Below are 22,315 nucleotides of genomic sequence, written 5' to 3'. Positions count from 1 at the left end.
CAATAGATTAGAATTTTATTAATTTCTCTTACGGAAGGAAGAATGTCAAAAAACAACGTGCAACAATACGACGCAGTCGTGATCGGATCCGGATTCGGCGGATCCATCAGCGCCTTACGTCTTTCAGAAAAAGGCCAAAAAGTTTTGGTATTAGAACGCGGAAAAAAATATACTCAGGGAATGTTTCCCAGAGACGTCCAGAACGTGAACAATCTTCTCTGGCGTTATCCAAAAAAGAAAAAGTCCTTAGGACTTTACGAACTGAATTTTTTCAGCGGCCTTGGAACCGTCACCGCCTCCGGTTTGGGTGGAGGATCTTTGATTTATGCGAACATACATATCCGGCCCGACGACGCGGTTTTTCAAGATCCGAGATGGCCTGCTCCCTTCAATCGAAACTATTTGGATCCTTATTACGATAAAGTCGCTTCCAAACTCGATGTAAAACCGGTTCCTCCGGAATGGGATCTCCCTAAACGAAACAAGTTCAAGGCCGCGGCGGATTTGAATCGTCATTCTCACTTTGATCCCGATGAGGCGGTCAGTTGGTTAAAACCGGCGAGACCCGGTCAATCCGTTTGTCTACGTTGTGCGGAATGCGAATTCGGATGCAATCACGGGGCAAAAAACACATTAGATTTCAATTATATTGCCGATGCACAAAAAAACGGTGCCGTATTTCAAACGGATTCTTTGGCTTCGCATATCGCTCCCGATCCGAAGGGCGGTTATATCGTTTTCTACGAGAATACCGTAACCGGCGAAAAACATTCCGTCTATGGGAAAAGAGTCGTCCTATCCGCGGGAACGTTAGGAACCAACCGAATTCTTTTTAACAGCAGAGATTATTACAAAACACTTCCGAATTTAAGCAAACAACTTGGGAAAGGATATTCCGGAAACGGAGATTTCTTAGGAGGAATCGAATCCAGCAAAACCGATCTCAAACCTTGGGACGGTCCGGACGTTACAACAGTGATCAATTATTTTCCGGAGGGATTTCAATATACGATGGCGGCGCCTACGTTCAACGAACCCGTGATGGCCGTCCTTGCTTCGTTGGGAATCGCAAAACCGAATTGGTTCTTACGATTGATCGGACCTCTTTTTTGGAAAAGTTTGAAGTGGATTCTTCCCTTAATCTTCAAGAAGGGATGGATCTCCAAACCTTTACCTCCCGGAGCGCCTGGCGCGGGAGATCCGAAGTACATGTCGAATCTCTTTGCGATCGGAAGAGACAATGCTAACGGAAGAATCGTTCGTTGCGGAAAAGATATCGATGTAAAGTGGAATTATTCAAAAGAGAATCAAACTTTGATCCAAAACATGACGGCTTCGATGCAACAAGTAGGAGATGCCTACGGAGGACAATTCGGCCCGCTCGCCACTTTCTTACTGTTCAATCGAATTCTCTCCGTACACTCGATGGGTGGTTGTCATTTAGGAGCCAATCCGGACAAGGGGGTCGTATCCGAAACGGGAGAAGTTTTCGGGTATAAGAATTTGTTCATCGCGGACGGATCCGTAATTCCTTCTTCGATCGGATTTCACCCGGTGATGACCATCTCTGCAGTTGCAGAACATACTGCGGCGGCAATCTGTTCCAACCTATAAAACCGTAAAACGATCATATCAATATATAATTCGAATCAATGAATCGCATCAAATTCTAATATAACATTTGACACTGTTTTGATGCATTCTATTCTTCTAATTTAGAAATATTGATACTATTGTTAAAAAAAGAAGAGTCGAGAGATAAACACAAATCCTCTTCTCTTTTTTAGAAACCGGAAATATCGAAAACAAATATAGAGAAAAAGTCGTTTCATTATCAAAAAGGAAACGGCTTTTGAGATCCATTCTTCCATCTAGTCCAATACAAACAAAGAAACCAAAAGGAAGCCAGTTAATGCAACAAAATCAGCTTTATATCGATCTTGGAATGTCCGAGGAAAAATACAGCCAAGAAGTGATCGAAGGTCAACAAGTCTATACGAGCAGTTTTCTCAGAATTTACGACCTTGTCGTTTTGCATATCATCAGCCGTTGGTTCTGGCGTTGTCCCCCACAAAATATGGTCCAGCTTTATAATAAATATCTCAGCGCAAATCATCTCGACATAGGAGTTGGAACGGGTTATCTTCTTCAGAAAGCGAAATTTCCCGTTGCAAAGCCGACCATTTCCGTTATGGATTTGAACGCGAACAGCCTGATAGAAGCCAGAAGAAGATTGTCCGGTCTTGCCGGAAACTTCAACGCATATCGTGCCAATATCCTCGAGCCGATCGAGACCGAAGAAAAGTTCGATTCCATCGGCATGAGTTTTCTGTTTCACTGCGTGCCGGGTCCGATTCGCGAAAAAGCCTCCACCGCGTTTCAGAATCTTCTCAAAATTCGAAATCCGGAAGGAGTGATTTTCGGATCGACCGCCTTACATGATCTAGGCCAGACCCATTATCTCTCTCGCAGGGGAATGAAAAATCTAAACCGAAGAGGAGTGTTTCACAATACACAAGACACTTTTTCGGATTTGGAATCGGCTCTCAAAGAAAACTTTAAGGATTACGAATTGTATGTGATCGGAGCAATTGCATTTTTCGCAGGAAAAAAAGCGAAGTAAAAGAAGAATTCGACTCCTCATTCTTCTTGATAGCCGAATTTTGAAATCCCTTGAAATCGGACCAAAAGTCCGATTTCAAATCAGCTCCAAGCCGAAGCAGAACATTCTAAATATTGAATATTCTTTCAGCTCTCAAATTCAATAGATAGGATTTTCCGCTAATCTTTTTAGATCCCTCTTTGCATCCAGTTCCTCGAAGATCCCTTTCGCTGTAGAAATACGCTCTTGATCCTTGAGAAGCTGACCAATTTCATACAACGCGGATGCGTATTCCCAACGATTGAGAGTATTTGATAAAAAGAGTTCCGCTTCCTTAAAGATCGCTTCCGCCTTCTTCCTATTTCCGGAATAGAATTTTAATTTTCCCTTGAGTACCAATGCCGGACCGTAGAGATACGGTAACGATTTTCCTAATTTCAACCCATTCTTCAAACCGTATTGAATGATTTTGTTTAGGCTTTTGTCTCCCGATTCCTGTTGAGCAAAAAGTGCCGCTTCCGCGAGATAAACGTTTCCAATTTGAAGTTGAGGAAACTTTACTTCACATCGTAAAAATCCTTCGTAACTTCTTTTCGACCAATAGGCGGCTTTTTCGGTCCAACCTTCGTAGATCGTAAGCTTGAGAAGTTTATTGATCGTGGAAAGCTCGTTCATCACGTCGTTTTCGGACGCGGCTCTTTCCGCCTCCACCATCAATCGTTTTTCCAAATCCAACGGATCCACTTCTCCAAGGAGATACCCGAAATACGGGGACCAGATACGAGTCCATCTCAACTGAAGCTGGGCACCGAGATCGCTCGCCAATTCTCCGATATCGTCAAAGTATTTTTTAGCGGTTCTAAAATCGGATTGGAAATAATAGAGAAATCCGCCCGAGGAAAGCGCCGAAAGCAAATCCCATTTTTCGCCGACTTGTCGATAAATCGCAACCGAATCGTGAAGATACGGAAGACCCAAGTCCGGACGATTCTGCATCATGTAATAGATTCCGTGAACCAAAAACCCGATCGCCCTTGCGTACGGATCTCCCGTTTTTTCCGCGAGTTCCATTCCTTTGCTCAGAAAATGTTTGGATGGTCCGAAAAGATTTAATCCGAAGAATACCTGACCTAACGCACATTCGGCGAGAGACTGTCGAACTGGGTCATCGAATCGTTGAGTCGCGTTGTACTGGGTAAAGACGGACCAACCGAATTTTTTGATGTCCTTCATGATGTACAATTTAGCGAGCGTTACCAGAATGATACATCTAAGGCGAAGTTTTTCAGCTTTGTTCGACGAAGTATAAGAAGGTCCCAAAAGAGAGAATCGAAGAACAAAAGGAATTTGTAATACGATTTTGAAGATCGTATCCGGTCGACTTCCCGGCGCGCGAATACCGGTAAAACGAAGAGCGGTTTCCAAGGCTTCCATAGCGCGCGGAATATCGTCCTGTTCCTGATAAACCTGACCCAAACCGGTATAAGAACGAATCAAGTTGAACGTAGACTTATTTTCCAAACAATCTCTGAAAAGGGCTTCCGCCTTGGAATATTCCCCGAGTTGTCTATGTACGTGAGCCAATTCCTGCGTGATTTCGTAATAAAGATCACTTTTGCTTTTACCGGCCTGAGCAATCATTTCCAAAACTTTGCCGTAGTGATAGATCGCATCCCGGTTGGCATATCTGCTTCTTGCCTTACGAGCGGCCATCAAAGAATACTTCGATGCCTTTTCGTAATCGGCACATTGTTGATAGTGAAAAGCGAGAATATCCGCCATCTCTACGATATTGTCTTCGTTCTCTTCTTCAATAAAGGACGCGATACGTTTATGCAAATCCTCTCGAGTCGAATGTAGAAGCGTATTGTACACGATGTCTCTGATTACGATATGTTTGAAAATATACGTGAGAGGATCGGTGATTTCCAAAGGAGTCAGGTCCAACCCTTCTAAACTCTGAAGAATATTCTGAATCTCCGAGCGAAATTCCACCGGAAGAAGGTGATTGAGAGTCTGTACGTTGATCAGACGTCCGATTACGGACGCGGTTTTTAAAACGATCTTTTCCCGTTCCTGCAAACGATCCACGCGAGCGAGTAGAACGTCGTTGAGCGTATTCGGAATTTGAATGTCTCTCGTCGTTTCGGAAGGAGAAAGGGTTCCATTCTCCATTTTTTTCAACGTTCCTTCTTCGATCAAATTGTGAACGATGGATTCCAGGAAGAAGGGATTTCCGCTGGAGCGATTGAGAATCTGATCCAAAAAGTCTTCCTGACTCGTATCCATTTTGAATTTATGAACTAAAAAATCTCTCGCTTCGTCCGGTTTGAATTCTTTCAGACGAATGAGTTCCTCGTTTGGAGCGACGGATTCTTCCGCGAACTGTCCTTCTGGTCTCGAAACCAAGATCAACATCGCCTTCATCGAAGGAAGCCTTGCGGCAAGTTTTTCCAAAAGTCGTGAAGAAAGTTCGTCGATCCAGTGGACGTCTTCGAAAATCAACAAAAGAGGTTTTCGTTCGGCGCGTTCCTGAAGCAGGGAAATGATAATTTCAAAAAGCCTTTCGTTCTTTTGTTTTCTGTCGATCTCGCGAGTCAAAGGATCCTCTTCCACCGGAACGCCCATCAAAGCGACAAGCGCCTTGGCCCAGGCGATATCAAACGAATTCAACTTTTCTAATGCGTTCTCCGCTTTTTGAACTCTCGTTTCGATCGAATCGTCCTCGAAAATACCGAGGAATAAACTGAGTAATTCTTTCCATGGATAGAATGGGGTGAACTTTTCATAAGGATAACAATATCCGATCAGGATTTCGACTTCTCGATCGTATGCCTGATCGATAAAGGTGTTGGTCAATCTGGATTTACCCAAACCTGCGTCTGCGATCACTCTACAAACGACTCCGCCTTTTTCCATAGAAGTATCGAGCATCTTGTGAAGACGATCAATCTCTTCCTTTCTTCCGATCATCGGATCACGGTATTGAATGAGTAGGCCGGGTATGTTCTTCTGTTCTCCGGTAAGTTGAAAAACCTTTTTAACTCCGGAAACCCCTTTGAGTTCGATATCTCCGATTTCATGAAAAGTAAAATTCTTTCCCAATTTACTTTTCGTTTGAGAATCGATTAGAATTCCCGTCTGTCCGGCTAACGTAGATAGGCGGGCCGCGATGTTCATCATTTCTCCGATTGCGGTAAAGTCCTTTCGAAACGGAGCGCCCAAATCACCGCAATAAGCCATTCCGGTTGAGATTCCGGTCTGAAGATTTTTTGCCGCGGGAAAGTTGGAAGCGCCCTCCGTAAGACGAAGCGCAAATCGTGCGGCCAAGGCTTCCTTGTTTTCCAGTGCGGCGGGAGCGCCAAAAAGAATCAAAAAAAGCGCTCCCTTATCGGATAAGTCGGTTAGAACGAAGGTCCCCGAACATGCGGCGACGATCCCTTGTATATATACAAAAAAGTCGTTAAAATTCTTAGAATCCGTACTCGATTCCAAAGGAGAATCGATGTGAACGAATGCCGCGGCGACTTCCCGATAATCGCCGGAGAAAGCCCTATGAACGTTTGTAATTCTCTGGTATAGCTCGGGTACGATAAAACGTTTGCAACGTTTGAAAAAACGTTCCGATGAGATTCGATCCGTCGTCGCACGTGAAGGAGCGACGTAATGATTGTCTATCCTTTCGCAATCGATTAGACGTACGAATTTGGAATTGATACTTTCGCCCGTTTTAGAATCCGGTAGAAGATCCCAAAGTTTCGCGCTGAGAATGATTTCTCCACCTAACGCTAATTTTTCGGCGGCGATGGAATCATCCACTGGATTTCCCGCAATCACCGCTCTTAGAAATCGATCCGGATCACCCAAAATGAATTCGTGATATTCTCCGTAACCAAGACCGACTCTTGCCGGAAGATTCACATTCTCGCCCAAAAGTTGATTGGAGCTGTATTCCGAAATCGAATTAAAAATTCCTAATGCACAATTCGCGACACGTAACGCCGCTTCGGAGTCGGTTTCTTCCTCTTTTTTTTCGAAACTCACGAGAACGGAGTCTCCGGCGAATTGATAAACCGCCCCTCCCCATTCATTCAAATGTTCTAATAAAGCGGTGTAATAATTGGAAAGAACCGTTTGTAAAGCGTCTATCCCCCTTGTACCTTTTGCGGCGAGAGCCAAAGTGGTCGGAGTAAAACCGACCACGTCAAAGAAGAGAACGGCGCCCTCAAAAGTCTGAGAACGTTGGAGTTTCGATTCGTTGGAATCTGCCAATTTTCGGACAACTGCAGACGGGAGATATGGTCTGATCAGTTCAAGTGTGTCTTTGATGGATTCCGTTGCACTATTCATAATAATCCTAAATCGAATGTTATTTTTGTTTCATCAATTCTGCAAGGCTGTTAGACGAAGAATTTTGACCAATTATTCGCGGTATTGTCCTTTAGCTTGCAGAATTGTAATTTTTATTAAAGTTTTGGCGTCGGCTTTATCCCCGTAATTCCCTCCGCTACACGTTCGGAAAGAGCCGCGATCGTCATGGAAGGATTCGCGCCGATTGCGGTCGGCGAAAGGCTCCCATCGGCCACGTAGAGTCCTTGATACGAAAAAACCTGTCCAAACGTCTTCGGATCCGCGGAAGTCACCGCGTTCACCTTAGAATTTCCAAGTATACAACCACCTAACGGGTGTACGGATACGTTATTCCGTATCGGCCAAGCCCAGGTCGGCATCGCAAAATGCGTCTTGGCTTTTATGTAAGAAGCAAAATTCTTCGTTACGTCCAAAATCGCTTCGTACAGAGGCATACTGTTTTTCTGAGGCCATTGCACTTGGATTCCCCGTTTCCGGTCCAAAACCATTCTCCCGTCCGAACGGTCGACACCCATGCAGAGAAGCACCAAAGAAGTGTAGGAAACATCCCCTTTCATCAACTCACTCATGAGATAACCAACCCTACCGAATATTTTTCCGGTGAAAAAACGTTTAAAGAGTTCGCCGATCATATGAAAGAAAAACCCGATTCTAAAAATGAATGGGATCGCCGCTTCCGCAAAATATGCGGCAAAGACCGGATAACTTGCGTCCTCCAAAACGAAGGCTTTTTTCGGATCAAAGTTTTTGAAAAGATTATAATCCGTGTATTGAGTGATGACCGGTCCGTAGTTCGGATCCGCAGGATGGGTTCCCTTTGTCGCAAAAGATAAAAAGTCTCCGTTTCCGGAAAATTGTTTTCCAATGTGCTCCGAAATGTCGGGAAGGGTTTTGTATTCTTCCTTACACTTAAGAAGAAGTTCCGTTGTGCCTAACGTTCCCGCGGAGACTACGACTCTTTTTGCAAGGACGGACTCGAGTCCTCGATTCGAAGAAGATAGATCGAGGAAATAAATCCTATAACCGTGTTCTCCATGAGCGGACGGATCGTCGTTTCCTTCGGCGGAAACCGGAACGATTTTCTGAACGAGATGTTCCGTACGAATATCGGCTTTGTATTTATTCTCTGCTACGAAAAGATAATTCAGATCCAATGTATTTTTAGAATGTGAATTACATCCGATATCGCATTCCGCACAATAAGTGCACGAAGTTTGAACTGCGCCGTAACGATTTTTTTCCTGAAGTCCGATTTCAGTCGGCTTCTTAAAATCGTTCCCGAAGAATACGTTGATATCGGCGAGTTTGGATTCTCTTCCCTGAGACTTTGCAAACTTCTGATAAAGTTCCGTACGAACGATTCTTCTTCTTGGATCGTTATTCAAAGGGATCGGTCGCGAACCCAATACTTCCTTTACGATTTTGTAATACGAAGTGAGGCTTTTCTTTTTTACGGTTGCCGGCCATCTATCGTCGAAAATGTGTTCCGGCGGTTCCAAAAAAACGTTCGCATAAATCAAAGACCCGCCTCCGAGTCCGGCTGATAAAACCACGTCCATATTCGGATAATTCCGAATATCGAACAAACCGGTTTGATTCAACTTGGATAGTTTTCCAGGTCGAATCTTCTTCTTATTTTCTTCCGGAACGTTCCAAAAATTTTTGGCCATATCGTGCGGAGATCGCGGGAAAGAGCCCTTTGGATAACGTTTACCGCGTTCCAGGATCAAAACCTGTCCCGGCCATTTTTTACTCAACCTACAACCGTTTACGGCTCCGCCGAAACCGGTGCCTATCACAACCGCTTCGTATTTTTTCATTACAACCCCGATACTTATATTGATATATTAAAATAAACTAAATTCAAAATGATGAAGGAGATAAATTCCTATGATCAAAGCGCCAAGGAATGAAAAGAAGGAGAACAAAAAATGAAACTTCTCCCAGTTGTCCAGGGATCGAAATCCTTTATAACTTCGTTTCCAGGCCCATTTCGGAAGATCTTCCAGTTCATCGCCTAACTTATGAAGATCGAAAATCGTGATCGCCAACAATACGAGCGTGGAAATCAAAAGGATCGGTTTTATAAATCCGGAAACCCTGCAAAAAAGTTCTCCGAAAAAACCCAAGTTCCCCCAGCAAACGAACGTCCGTAATGTTACCCAGACGATCAAAATCGGTAAGCCGGCAAAAACGATGAGAATTTCACCCCAAATCGAATTTCGTTTTACCTTTCGTTTTCTTTTTTTGCGTGGATCCTCGTTCGCCGCTTCTACCATAAGTCGTCTCCGTTATAAAGTTCGATCTGTTTTCTGGAATCTTCGTTCTGGAAATAACCGAGCGCTTTCCAGACTTCAAGTGAAGTTGTCTTATAAACTTTCCAGGATCTTTCACAGTCGGGCGTGATTGGAATGTCTTTCAACGCCACAACCTTTTGCACATATTCCTGACAATTATTTGCTTTATAACGATCTTTTTGTATGGGATCGTATTTAGGGAAAGAATCGGAAATTCTCAAACGATTCAATAATATTTTTCGCATATTGTCTTCGCACTTTGTCCCGAATATACAGTGCCAAGGATTGTCGTTTCCGGTAAGTTCTCTTACCTTAGGGAAATCGTCTTTTACGATAATTTCTTTGAGTCTGGATCGGAAAAGATTCGGGATTCCCTTTGCGTAATTTTCCCATTCCGAAACTCGATTGTCGCTGTGAACGGGATGATCCGGAAGAGTCATATCGGAAGCGTGTCCTCTTCCGGTAGGATACATCTTATTAGAATTATATAATTTACGATGTGCAAACGAATCCCCTAAGAGATGAAATGCGAATCCTAATGCACAAAGTTTTTCCGGTTGTTTTTCCTTCTTAGAGGTAAGTTCGTTTCGCAATCGATCCAGAGTGACGATCGCAACATTTCTCAGGTGTTCGCTCTCCCCTCCCGTCAATCCGTGAAGAAGTTGTTGCACCTCTGCCATTCTCCCGAGCGTATAACGAGAGCCTCGATCGGTAAAGACCCAGAGCAAATACTGAAACGGATGATCGATTGCTAACTTTCTGTAAACTCCGATCGCATCCAATTCGGGAACTTCATCCGGAAGTTGAGCGCAAAAGGCAACGAGTGCCGTTTCTTCTTTTGTAAGCGGAGAAGGAGTATGAAAATTATTTAAAACGGTTTGAACCGTGTAAAAATGACCGTCCTCCTGATACGCACCAAGGCCGTGACATAACAATAAAAGAGCGATAAAGATCGATTTAGTCAATTTCTTCCCAAACATAAATCGACAATAAATGCATCTTTTGACAACAATTGCAACAATAGTTTACTTCTCTGACCTCTTTCCTGACATTTTTTAAAAAAAGGGAGAACCGTAAACTTTTGGAAACGAAGAATCCAAGAAGGATCGCACCTTATAAAAAAAGAACGATCTAACTCCTTTTAGGAGCAAGAACGAACGGGGAGCATTTCCCGGTAAAAAATATGCTTGTAAATGCGATGCGACATTTCATTCTCCCATGGATCTCTTGATCGCTTTCTTTCTTAGGTAAAAAAATCGGTAACAACTCCGATAAAGAAAGTTTTGGTCCTTCCCAGTGAAGTTCTGGTTTTATCGGCTCCTTGGAGGAGCCATTTCCAAAAGACAAATGAATCAGCAGTTTAGAACTTTTGCATATACCTTTTTTTTGTTCTTTTTTTTCCATTCCACTTTGTTTGCGCAGAATTCGATCGACCTCGTCAAGACCTGCGATGCGGAAGACAATTGTACTCCGAAAGAATGGAGAATTATAGATCGTTTTGAAAATGATTTTTTAAAGGAAAACTTCGCTCTCGATTCGGAATGGAAGAATGTTCGAACCTTTCCGATCTGGGTAAATAAATTCTACTCGCATCATTCTTCCCTACACACCTTTACTTTTTACACCGAGTTCGATCTTCCGAACGGCTTCCTGGAAAGCCCTTTGGAACCAGGAGTTCGTCTCGGTGAAATTGGAGAAACTTTCGAGATCTATATCAACGGAAAGATCATCGCAAAGGAAGGGGAAATTTCGAACGATAAAGTAACTTTCCATAGGACCGTTCGAGGTCAGGTTTACGAAATCGATCGCGAAATTCTCAAACAAAAAGGAAATCGCCTCGTAATCAAACTTTCGGGCGATCCGAAATACGATCATACTGGATTCTATCTCACCTCCGGCTATGAGATTGGGTATTATAAAAATTTAATATATAAAGAACAAGATCGGATCGCACTGATCCTGATCGGAATTTATATCACAACGGGGTTATATCATCTTTTTCTCTTTCTAAAACGGAGAAAGGAAAGACACAATTTTTCCTTCGGTCTTTTCGCCCTTTTACTCGGACTTTATATATACACTAGGTCGTCAGCGGTTTTTGAAAATCCAATCGACTCCACCCTCATCCAAAGAATCGAATTGATTGCGCTGTATATCTGCATTTCGAGCTATTTTACCTTTATGAGTCAGCTTTTTTACGGGAAGACGATCGCTCCGATTCGATATTATTCTATCTTCAATCTTATTTTGGTGATTCCTACTTTGTTCACCCCGATGTATATTTCCGAATACGTACTTCGACTGTGGCAAATGGGAGCGATCTTCTACGCTGTTCCCGTAAACTTTTACGTTTTGATCAAGGGCATTCGACTAAAACTTCCTTCTGCGAAACGGCTTTTCCTAGGCACCGTGATTATCACTTTTACCGCGATCTTCGACGTTTTGGATTCCTTAATCTTCAATACGGGTCTTGCACTGAGTAAATACGGATTCTTCTTTTATGTGATGGGAATCGCCACGATTCTCGCGGAAAGATTCAGCGAACTTCATGCAAAGACGGAAGAACTGAACGCAAATCTCGAGCAAAGAGTAGAAGAAAGAACCCGTGAACTTACGGATACTTTAGATAAGATGAGCAAACTGAAAGACCAACAAGACGGAGATTATTTTCTCACCTCCTTGCTCATCAATCCTCTTGGACAAAACAACGCGGAAAGCGAAAACGTTAAGATCGAATTTTTTATCAAACAGAAGAAACAGTTTCATTTTAAGAATATCAGAAACGAAATCGGTGGTGATCTCTGCAAGACGGAAAGTATCGTTCTCAAAGGAAGAAGAGTCACCGTATTCTTCAATGCGGACGCGATGGGAAAATCGATGCAAGGAGCCGGCGGAGCTTTAGTCTTGGGTGCGGTTTTCAAATCGATCATAGAAAGAACCCGCTTCAGCGCTTTTATGAAAGACCTTTATCCGGAACGATGGCTGAAAAACGCATTCATAGAATTGCATAGAGTTTTTGAAAGTTTCGAAGGTTCCATGTTGGTTTCGATCGTTCTCGGAGTCATCGAGGACGACACCGGTTTTACTTATTATATGAACGCGGAACATCCTTATTCCATTCTTTATCGGGATGGAATCGCTTCTTTTTTAGGCGAGAACGTTTTTTACAGAAAGCTCGGATCTCAACTTGTGGAAGGAACACTTTCCGTACAAACGTTTCAGTTTATGCCGGGGGACGTTCTCTTTAACGGATCGGACGGCCGCGACGACATTCTTTTGGAGAACATCGACGGTAAAAATAATATGAACTACGATGAGACCAGAATTCTTCGCATCGTAGAAGAATCCAAAGGTGATTTGGAAAGAATCAACTCTCAACTTGAAAGGGAGGGAGTTCTTACCGACGATCTTTCCATCATGAGAATCGAATGGAACGGAATCGTTCCTAAAAAGGTGAAAATCAAATTCTCCAAAAAAGATAAAAAGTCCCTGGATAAATTTTTTGCCGAATGGAACGACGGGAAACAAGCACATCCGGCCGCGTTGAAAGAACTTAGCTTGGCTTACTTTCGTTTGAGAGAATACGACAAAGCTTCCTTCTGCGCCCACGAATATTTGAAAGCGATCCCATCGGACGACGTAATGCTCGCTTATACTTCGAGAATGTTAAGAAAGGCCGGAGATATGAATCAGTCCGTGGACGTAGGTGAGCGGCTTAGAATCCGAGATCCGAAAAACGTCCGAAATCTGAGAAATCTCATTCGAGCATACAAAGGATTGAACAACGCGGAAAGAATTCTTAAGTTAGAAGAAATTTTGGAATCGACCGTTTCTCAAAAAAAGAATTCAAAGTCGACTCCTCTTTGAACTCTCTTTTTCAAAATCAAAAAGAGAAAACGTGACATTTCTAAATCGAGGCTCTCTCCGATATTAGGAAATCAATTTCAAGAAACTTAAATTCTTTTAGAAAAGTCTAATATATGTGACTTGTGAGGAATCATACCCAAAGGGGTTCTCATAAGAGAATCGATTCTCAACAACAAAAGTTTTTTTCTATTTACATATCGGTGGAACCTCTAATCTGGGAATAGAATTCCATTTCGATTCGGTAACAAACATGGGTCATCATCACTCGCATCACCATTCTCACGATCATTCTCATCACGCCCATGATCATCATCAAAGTTCGAGCAGAGCCTTGTTGATCGCCATGTCTTTTAATCTTCTCTATGCCGCAATCGAAGCGGGAATCGGTCTTTGGTCGGGCTCTCTTGCGTTGTTGTCGGACGCGGGCCATAACTTAATGGATGTTAGTTCTCTGTTCCTCGCTTGGATTGCGATTAAACTCCAGCAACGGGCTCCTTCGCGGGGATTTACTTACGGTTTGAAAAAGTCTTCGATACTAGTCAGCCTTCTCAATTCCATTCTTCTCTTCGGAACCTTCGCGTTTATCGTCTATGAATCGATTGAAAAACTTTCCAAGCCGAGTCCGGTCCCCGGTGGAATGATCGCGCTCGTTGCGCTCGTGGGAGTTTTTGTAAACTTCTCTACTTCGTTTTTATTTCACAAAGGTAAGGACAGCGACTTAAACTTGAAAGGCGCTTACCTACATCTACTCGCAGACGGGTTGGTTTCTTTGGGAGTCATCGTTTCGGGTCTATTGATCCAATGGAAAGGAATCTATTGGATCGATCCTATCACCGGCCTCATCATCGGTTTGATCATCTTATATGGAAATATTCCTCTTTTTAAGGAAAGTCTTCGTTTAAGCTTGGATTCCACACCCGATAAAATCCATTCCGAAACGGTTGAAAAACAACTGAAGTCCATCGAAGGAGTATTAAATATTCATCATGTTCATATTTGGCCTCTGAGTACGACCGAAAATGCCCTAACGGCTCACCTTGTTTTACAGAACGATCTTACATCGGAAAAAAGAAGACTGATTAAATCGGAAGCAAGAGCCATTTTGAAAGAACTACAAATCGCTCACGTAACTTTGGAAACTGAAGAAGAAAGGGACAATTGCGGACAAATAGACTGTAGATAGCTTTCTATAATCGGAATTTAGAGTGTTCCATTTTCTACAACAAAAAATGAAATTCTTTTTCTCTTCCGTTTTTATACGTTTCGGAAAAGGAAAAAAGATTCGAGAAGTCTGCGAGAGGTTTTGAATAAAAAATCTCTCGCAGATCCTCGACTTCGATCTGGACCAAAAAGCGCGTAAGAAGAATTGAAAAAAATCTATTCCTCTGAGTCTTGTCGATTGCTCATTCGCTTCAACATAGAATCCTGCAAAATCAACATACTCGTCGTGGACGTAGCAATCAGTTTCTTTTTCGGATTCCGGACTTCCGCTAGCATCGTCAACATCGCGGGGGATTTTGCGACGACTCTCGCTTCAATTTCGATATATTCATCCTGAGGCGCGAACGATCTAAAAAACTGTGTGGAAAGATCGGTTGTAACACAGGGTCTTTTCGCGGTAATATAAGAAAGTGGTCCGAAGGTGTTGTCCAGTGCAGTGCAAAGCATTCCACCTTGAAACATTCCGATGGGGTTCGCAAAACGAGCGTCATACGGGAAACGAACCAAAATTCTTTTGGATTCTATTTCCAAAAATTCCCCTTTCATTTCTTTAAAAGATTTCGGAGGAACCTCGAGGCTGATACCGAATTCTTTCGCCATTTTTTCGGACATTTTTTTGAGTTCTTCGTTTACTTTCGTAATCGTTTCAGTGGCCGGCATTTTTATGCTCCTTAATTTGAATCATCGATTTGAGACTTTTGATTATTCGAGGAAAGTAATCTCGATCTTTACGAATCCTTGCAATCTGCATCGCTCCTTGAATTGCGGACATAAAAAGATCCGCCGTATCTTTCGTGGTTAATGAAAGAAAAAACGAACCTTCTTTGGCACCGTCGCTTAACGTTTGAATGAGAAAATCACGGTGCTGATTGTGAAGAATCAGCGCCTTATCTCTTATCGGCTGGCTCAACACGTGATATTCGTTGCCGACAACACCGAAAGGACAGATTTTTCCATTTTCCCCCGTATAGGCTTCGTAGAGTTTAAACAAACCGAACAATCGAACTCTCGGAGGTCGTTCCGTTAGATTTTCAATATATTCCTCAAAATCTTTATAAAAGATTTCCAGAAGCTCCAAACCCAATTCTTCTTTCGAAGAATAGTGATAATGAATGCTGGATTTTTTAATCCCAAGATCATCCGCGATATCTTGAAAGCTGAAAGATTGAAATCCAACTCTCTGAAAATAATCTCTCGCGAGATGAACGATCTTCTCCTTAGTATCTCCGACGAGCTTCATATCGATAATAAACCTACCTACCAGTAGGTAGGCGGTCAATCGTTTTAGAGAAGAGTTATTGCGGAATTTTAGTTTGAATGCGTTAAAAGTTCTGTGTGGAAATTCATTTTTTTTTCAGTCTAAATAATTGCCAGAGGCTCTACGGATCTAATATTTTTTTACACTTCGCTTAATCAAAATCGGATTAGCAAAAAACAAAACAATCTAAAACTATAAATTCAGAACTTCAATTTTCGGATTTCGATTTGAAAGAAGAGCAGAAAAACTCGGCCAAAATCTTTGGAACTCTTGACTGGAATAGTAGCTCTTGATAATATTAGATCACTTAAGTTCCCGACTAGGACGAAAGTGAAGAAAACAAAGACTAACGCTGGTTTTCCAATACTTCCATTTTTCGCAGAGCTTTAAATAAAAACAATTTCATAAGAATGTCCTGTCGTTTAACAAAATCTAAAAACAAAGTATTAAGTAGTCTCTTTCCTATTTTTCTATTTTTAGGATTGTTGTCGCCGAACGTCCTTTATTCAAATCCGCAAATAGAAGTCTGCGAATTCGGAAAAATAGAACTCGCACTGGATCAAAATCCCGGAAATTCGATTCCTTCCAAACCGAAAACCGATCTTCCTTATTCGGAGCTCAAAAAACCGTTTTTAAAATTCGGTTTTATCGAGCAAGCCGTATGGGTTAGATTCAATATCAAAGAATACCCGAGATCCAGATGTTTTTTAAGAATCCCTCAAGTAACGATGGACGCGGCCGCACTTTTTTCCAAATCCTCCGTTCAAGTTTCCGGAGATCGATTTCCGTATTCCGAAAGATCGGTTGACGATTATTATCCGGTATTTCATCTCGAACCTTCCGAAGATCAAAACTCGGAGAATATTTATTACCTCCTCGTTCTTACTTCTTCGATTATCAATTTTCCGTTACTTTTGGAATCGGGACTGGAATACGAGAAAGGCAGTTATTATAGAAATTTAATCATTCTTTTTACGTTGATGCTCAGCCTTTTTATATCGTTACTGACCGGCTTCGTTTATCGCCAAACATTGGATCCGATCTATTTGAATATCGTCGGGTTTTTGATTTTCGTTTCGTTAGAAGGATGGGCGTGTTTTGCAAGCGGCTACAAATATTTGTGGCCCATGTTTCCGGAATTTCAAAATATAACACCGTCCCTTTTCGCGTTACTGGCTCTTGCGAGTTCATTGCATTTCATGTATCAGTTTCTTTCACCGACTACACTTCCGATATACTTCAAAAAATCGCTGTTAGTCGGTTCATTGGTCGTTCTATTTTTGGCTATTTTTACTTCCTTTCTTTCTTATCGACCTCTTTCGATAAAAATATTCGCTTGGACTTATATCGTCTCGTGTTCTTTAATCATAGTCTGCACAGTCATCGTGTTTCGTTCGTTTCGACCGGCGCGAAAAATCACACTTTGTATGATTCCGATTGTTGTAAGCGTAATGGTCACACTTCTTTATTATATGGATGTCATTCAGTACCACGAATATACGGTACACGCATACGTCGTAGCTCTTCCAACCGTTTATATTGTTGTAATGATCAGCTTATCGGACCGAGAAAAATTTGTCAGAAGAAAGTCCTTGAGTCGTGCTTATGACATCCAACAATTACAGGAGAAGTTACGAAAGCCGGAACGTGTTACGGATCCTAATTCCACCAATAAAGCCCCTTCTCTACAATTTAGCATAGATCATCTTTTTAAAGTGGAAAGAATTTTTAAAAATCCGGAATTAAACAAGGAAGATCTCGCGAGTATCTTAAGGATCAGCCCGAAAGATCTTGAACATTTCATTGAGGAAACTACGAAGCTCCAATCCTTTGAAAGTTATATCAACCGATTTCGAGTTGATGAAGCAAAACATCTTTTAAAAACGAGAAAAGATCTAAAACATTTGGACGTAGCCAGAAGATCGGGCTTTGTTTCCGTAAGAGAATTGGAAAAATCCTTTAAAACATTTACTGGGATGACACCATCGGAATACAAGCTGATGCTCTTTCCAGAATCGATCTAAGAATGCGCCTTTTTCAAATTCTCTGTCTATTTATCCTATCCAATTTTGTTGCGTTGAAATCTAAGGACTTGGAAGAATCCGGCTTTATTCCGATAAAAAAAACGCCGAGCCTTCAATGGATCGAAGACCAAAAAAACCTGGAGCGCGCCTTACAAGAATCGAAATCTTATTTTGAAAGACTACCTTCAAAATGGAAAACGAAACTTTATAAGAATTCTTACAATAAAAAGGACTTTCTAAGTTCTCTGGAGAAGTTAAAAAATATTCTGAAAGAAACGAACTCCGAAAGACGAAACATTGAATTTCAGAAATCATTCCTTCTTCTGGAAACAACCGATCCGACCGAAGGAAAGATCACCGGATATTATGAAGTTATCATGGAAGGAAGAAACCGCCCGGAAGGAGAGTTTTCATATCCGATCTTAGAAACTCCTTCGGACTTAACCGTAAAAAAAATTGGAACGGAGAAAGTAGTCGGTAAGATGATCCAAGGTAACTTCGTACCTTACGAAAGCAGAATCGAATTGGAGGATTCCGCCTCTTGGAAAAACAAAACGAATCCGATCGCTTTTGTTAAAATCGTCGATCTTCATCTGGCTCAATTAGAAGGTTCTGCGGTGATTCAATTACCGGCACAGGACCCGTTTCGCATAACGTATTCCTCTGATAACGGTAGAAAATATATCAGTCCTTCGGAATTTTTAAACGGCGTTTGTCCAAGTCTGATTCCATCCGATCTAAGAGTTTGTATCGTCGAACATCCTCAAGAGGTTAAAACGGCAATTTTAAAAAATCCTCGTTATGTGTTCTTTCAAAAAGAATCTTCAGCTCCGAGAGGAAGCGGAGGAATCGAATTGATTCCCAAAAGATCGGCGGCTATGGACCCCAATATCCCATTGGGTATTCCCGTTTTGATTTCCTTCGACTCGCCTGAAGTTAAGGAGGAGAACCGTTTGGTCTTTGTTCATGATCGCGGATCAAAAATAACGGGACACGGAAGACTGGATTACTTTTTGGGAACCGGTAAGAAGGCGGAAGAACAAGCAGGACGAATCCAAACTCCGGGAAGAATCGTTCTTATTCTGCCGAAGAAGTAGACAATTTATTCAAAGAATCTGCAAATTGTATCGAATGCGCTCTTCGCATTAATAAGTGCATTCAATTTTAATCATAGTCTTTCTCTCTCAAAGACGTAACAATCATTCTGAAAAGAATTCTAATAAATCGTTTTACAACGTTATGCTGATCCGTTTCTTATTCCAAGAGAAGAATCATTTTGTTTCCATTCATATAAAACTTAGGAATAGAAACATAACGGACCGATTTTAAAAATAAAAAGACTGTTCCCTAAGTTATCTTTCCAATGCGGCAAAAGAGTTCGATCCATTCAGTATGTATTGCATCTCAATGGAGAATGAATTTGGGAAAAAAATAAGAACGGAAAATTTGGGATTCAATTTTACAGGAAGTATGCATGCATTTAATGTTTATGGGCGCGACTGAAAAATCATTAACCGACGTTTTGTGGATCCTACTCTGTTCAGGGCTTGTTCTTTTGATGCAAGGCGGATTCTTAATTTTAGAATCCGGTCTAACCAGGGCCAAAAATTCCATCAACGTAGCGATAAAGAATATCGCCGACTTTGGGATCGCCACGGTCCTTTTTTGGTTTATCGGTTTCGGTCTTATGTTCGGAAATTCTTGGAAAGGAATTTTCGGCACCTCTTGGTTCTTACCAGTATTTCCTCCGGACGATTTCTGGAGTCCCGCCTTCTTTTTATTTCAATTGGTGTTTTGTGGAACAGCCGCAACAATCGTATCGGGTGCAATCGCGGAAAGACTCAAGTTTGTTTCTTATATCATCTCTACGATTTTAATCTCCGGTTTTATTTATCCGATCGCGGGACATTGGGTTTGGGCCGGACTTTATCAATCGGAAACCCACGGTTGGTTATCCGTTTTAGGTTTTAGAGATTTTGCCGGTTCTTCGGTAGTTCATAGTGTCGGAGGCTGGGTAGCGCTGGCCTTCCTACTCGTAGTCGGTCCTAGGAGTGGGAGATTCGTGGACGGTGAACCGCCGCGAAAGGTAACCGGGAGCAATCTCCCCTTGGCAATGTTAGGCGGAATTATTCTTTGGGTAGGATGGTTCGGATTCAACGGAGGGAGCACACTTGCATTCGACAAACACGTTCCTACCGTTCTTTTAAACACGGTTCTCGCTTCAGGGGCCGCCATGTTTTCCGGATTGTTTGTGGGATGGTTTCGAAAAGGATATCCGGATGCGGTTCTCCCATTAAACGGATCATTAGGCGGACTTGTCGCGATCACGGCTTGTGCGAACGTCGTCAATGCGATGGAAGCCGGATTGATAGGAATGCTTGCCGGAATTCTCGTTTCTCCTATCGAAGATATATTAGAAAAACTTAAAATTGACGACGCGGTCGGAGCGGTACCGGTTCACTTGGGAATGGGAATTTTCGGAACGATCTGCGTCGGAGTTTTCGGGAATCTCGAAATTCTAAACTCAGGTTTAACACGTTGGCAACAGATTCAGGTTCAGCTTTTAGGAATCGTTTGTATCGGAGCATTCGCCTTTGGAACTTCCTACCTAATTTTTCGTTCGATCAACCGATTCTTTACCTTAAGAGTCGATCCGGAAGAAGAATACCAAGGATTGAATATTTCTGAACATAGGGCGACAACCGAATTGATCGATCTCTTTCTGGTTATGGAGCACCAAAAAAAAACGGGAGATTTGAGCTATAACGTTCCCGTGGAACCATTCACGGAAGTCGGTCAAATCGCGGATCGATACAATCAAGTACTCGGAACGGTTCGAATCACCTTGGACGAAAATGAAAAGGCGAGAAAGGAACTCGCAAAGGCTTATGCGAAGGTACAAAAAGAACAGGAAAGAGCCGAAAAACTTTTGTTAAACGTACTTCCTAAATCCATCGCGGATAAACTGAAAAAGGATAGTTCGGTCATCGCTCAAAGCTTCAGCGAAGCTAGTATATTATTTGCCGATATAGTCGGTTTTACCGAAATCGCGGGCAAATTTCATCCTGAAAAAGTTGTTCGAATTCTTAACAAGGTATTTTCCGCATTCGATTTGATGGCTGAAAAATACGGACTTGAAAAGATCAAAACGATAGGCGATGCGTATATGGTCGTAGGCGGTCTTCCACAACCGAGAAAGGACCATACATTAGCAATTGCTCATATGGCCTGGGAAATGATGGAGATGCTCAAACGATTTAGAATTCGAGAAGGAAATCTAAAACTCGATATGCGGATCGGAATCAATACGGGTCCTGTTGTCGCCGGAGTGATCGGAACGAAAAAGTTCATCTACGATATTTGGGGGGATGCGGTCAACGTAGCGAGTAGAATGGAATCTCACGGTTTAAGCGGACAAATTCAAGTTACACCTTCCACTGCGGATTTGATTTCGGAAGAATTTTCGATGGAAAAACGGGAAGACGTCGAGATCAAAGGAAAGGGTAAGATCAGCACATTCATTCTTACCGGACGGAAAAATCTTCCGTCCGAAGAACTCTTTTTCGGATTTAGGCCTTAAGAATTTTCTTTGCTCGGAGCTCCGGCCGTTTCCGGTACGGAGCTTGCGACGTCCTGATCATCCAATGTCGCTGAAGATGCTTGCTCTGCGAGATGATCCAACCCTTCTCCGCTCTCGCCTTTTACTTCTTCCGTTTCCGGAATACTTGCCACTCCGCTACTCACGCCCGATTCTGCGATCTTACTCATCTTAGAACAATGATTGAGAATCGTAAAATCATAGACGATCGTCTTAAAGACGTTGAAAAATAATTTCGGATTTAAGGTTAGAACTCGATACAACAAGTTGCGATCGATGGATGTAACAACCGCCGTATCGTCGACAGCTTTTATGGAGAAAACTCTCGGGTTAGAACCGATCAGAGAGGAAAGATCCAGCAAGTCTCCGGGATGATAATCTCTTACATCCGATTCCGATCCGTCTCGCGCTACTTTACAAAGCACTAATTTACCCTGGAGTACGAACCAAAGTTTTTCGGAAGCAGGTTCCCCGGCACGAAACAGATATTTTCCCGGAGGAAAATAATTGCTTAGATGTCCGTAGATTCTGCTGATTACGCCTAGGTTGTGAATTCTACAGTTTTCATAATCCTGAGCGAACTCCAAATTGGAAGGATCGATTTTTAAGACGCGTTGCAATTGGGAAAAATTGAGCTCCTCTCGATAGTGCCTGCTCGCCGCCGTTAAAAGCATCCGAAACATAAACTTCGGATTTTTATGGATCATATTTTCTATGATACTACTGTCCAAAGAGATCAAACGAACCCCATCAACTGCAGAAATCGCGGACGCGGTTCTTTTTCCGCCGGTTAAAAGGGCCATTTCGCCAAAAAAATTGTTCTCGTTAATGCGACAAATAGCACGTTCTTTTCCATCCATGGTTTCGGATAAAACAACGGAACCTTTAGAAATGAAGAACATCTGATCCTTGGAAGGATCTCCTTGCCGGAAAATAATCTGGCCTTTATTGTATTCGATCGGCTGAATGTGATTTAATATGTTAGGTGATTCAGGAGGCATTTGCTACTATTCTTTTATAAATTAGAATCAATAGACGAAACGATTGGAATGATTCTTAAACGCAAAAGAAAAAAAG

14 protein-coding genes are annotated in these 22,315 nt (G+C 42.2%); 7 read left to right on the top strand and 7 right to left on the bottom strand.

The window, feature by feature from the left end; genetic code table 11:
* The first annotated feature begins 42 nt into the window (after positions 1–42).
* Both DLM75_RS04500 and DLM75_RS04495 read left to right on the top strand, forming a co-directional pair.
* A complete protein-coding gene (locus DLM75_RS04500; protein WP_118967287.1) occupies positions 43–1,614 on the top strand; it encodes a GMC oxidoreductase in 1,572 nt (523 codons plus the stop codon).
* Between the two features lie 298 nt (positions 1,615–1,912).
* Positions 1,913–2,623 carry a class I SAM-dependent methyltransferase gene (locus tag DLM75_RS04495; RefSeq protein WP_118967286.1) on the top strand — a complete coding sequence of 237 codons (711 nt, stop codon included), beginning with the start codon at positions 1,913–1,915 and terminating at the stop codon, positions 2,621–2,623.
* Positions 2,624–2,761: 138 nt separating this feature from the next.
* Here DLM75_RS04495 and DLM75_RS04490 read toward each other — a convergent pair whose 3' ends face one another.
* The 4 genes from DLM75_RS04490 to DLM75_RS04475 all read right to left on the bottom strand — a co-directional run bounded on the left by DLM75_RS04490 (position 2,762) and on the right by DLM75_RS04475 (position 10,250).
* Positions 2,762–6,952, bottom strand: coding sequence for an adenylate/guanylate cyclase domain-containing protein (locus DLM75_RS04490; protein WP_118967285.1), 4,191 nt, complete (start codon positions 6,950–6,952; stop codon positions 2,762–2,764).
* A gap of 116 nt (positions 6,953–7,068) precedes the next feature.
* The gene (locus DLM75_RS04485; protein WP_118967284.1) at positions 7,069–8,793 is read right to left on the bottom strand and encodes a GMC oxidoreductase; all 1,725 of its coding nucleotides are present in this window, start codon (positions 8,791–8,793) and stop codon (positions 7,069–7,071) included.
* 27 nt (positions 8,794–8,820) lie between these two features.
* Positions 8,821–9,252: a hypothetical protein gene (locus DLM75_RS04480; protein WP_118967283.1), complete on the bottom strand. Its 432-nt coding sequence runs from the start codon at positions 9,250–9,252 to the stop codon at positions 8,821–8,823.
* A complete protein-coding gene (locus DLM75_RS04475; protein ID WP_118967282.1) occupies positions 9,246–10,250 on the bottom strand; it encodes a hypothetical protein in 1,005 nt (334 codons plus the stop codon). Before DLM75_RS04475 ends, DLM75_RS04480 begins: the two co-directional genes overlap by 7 nt.
* Positions 10,251–10,617: 367 nt before the next feature.
* On the opposite strand from DLM75_RS04475, the gene DLM75_RS04470 reads away from it, so the two are divergent.
* Positions 10,618–13,137, top strand: a complete 2,520-nt coding sequence (locus DLM75_RS04470) for a SpoIIE family protein phosphatase (RefSeq protein ID WP_147456603.1) — start codon at positions 10,618–10,620, stop codon at positions 13,135–13,137.
* 250 nt (positions 13,138–13,387) lie between these two features.
* A complete protein-coding gene (locus DLM75_RS04465) occupies positions 13,388–14,320 on the top strand; it encodes a cation diffusion facilitator family transporter (RefSeq protein ID WP_118967280.1) in 933 nt (310 codons plus the stop codon).
* A gap of 194 nt (positions 14,321–14,514) precedes the next feature.
* Here the strand turns inward: DLM75_RS04465 and DLM75_RS04460 are convergent, their stop codons facing one another.
* The gene (locus DLM75_RS04460; protein WP_118967279.1) at positions 14,515–15,018 is read right to left on the bottom strand and encodes a PaaI family thioesterase; all 504 of its coding nucleotides are present in this window, start codon (positions 15,016–15,018) and stop codon (positions 14,515–14,517) included.
* A complete protein-coding gene (locus DLM75_RS04455) occupies positions 15,005–15,598 on the bottom strand; it encodes a TetR/AcrR family transcriptional regulator (RefSeq protein WP_118967278.1) in 594 nt (197 codons plus the stop codon). Before DLM75_RS04455 ends, DLM75_RS04460 begins: the two co-directional genes overlap by 14 nt.
* A 428-nt stretch (positions 15,599–16,026) precedes the next feature.
* On the opposite strand from DLM75_RS04455, the gene DLM75_RS04450 reads away from it, so the two are divergent.
* The 3 genes from DLM75_RS04450 (at position 16,027) to amt (ending at position 21,220) form a co-directional block, all read left to right on the top strand.
* Positions 16,027–17,640 (top strand): 7TM diverse intracellular signaling domain-containing protein, encoded by a 1,614-nt coding sequence (locus DLM75_RS04450; protein ID WP_118967277.1) that lies wholly within the window; start codon positions 16,027–16,029, stop codon positions 17,638–17,640.
* 2 nt (positions 17,641–17,642) lie between these two features.
* A complete protein-coding gene (locus DLM75_RS04445; RefSeq protein ID WP_118967276.1) occupies positions 17,643–18,737 on the top strand; it encodes an MltA domain-containing protein in 1,095 nt (364 codons plus the stop codon).
* 377 nt (positions 18,738–19,114) lie between these two features.
* On the top strand, positions 19,115–21,220 hold the full coding sequence (gene amt, locus DLM75_RS04440; RefSeq protein ID WP_118967275.1) for an ammonium transporter: 2,106 nt from the start codon (positions 19,115–19,117) through the stop codon (positions 21,218–21,220).
* Here the strand turns inward: amt and DLM75_RS04435 are convergent.
* Entirely contained in the window at positions 21,217–22,239 is a 1,023-nt protein-coding gene (locus DLM75_RS04435) for a cyclic nucleotide-binding domain-containing protein (protein ID WP_118967274.1), read from the bottom strand. The two genes, amt and DLM75_RS04435, sit on opposite strands and share 4 nt — an antisense overlap.
* Positions 22,240–22,315 lie beyond the last annotated feature (76 nt).

Source organism: Leptospira stimsonii (genome assembly GCF_003545885.1).
In the GTDB taxonomy this organism is placed as follows: domain Bacteria; phylum Spirochaetota; class Leptospiria; order Leptospirales; family Leptospiraceae; genus Leptospira; species Leptospira stimsonii.
Note: the sequence above shows the minus strand (reverse complement) of the source record. Positions and strands in the feature narration are given on the sequence as shown.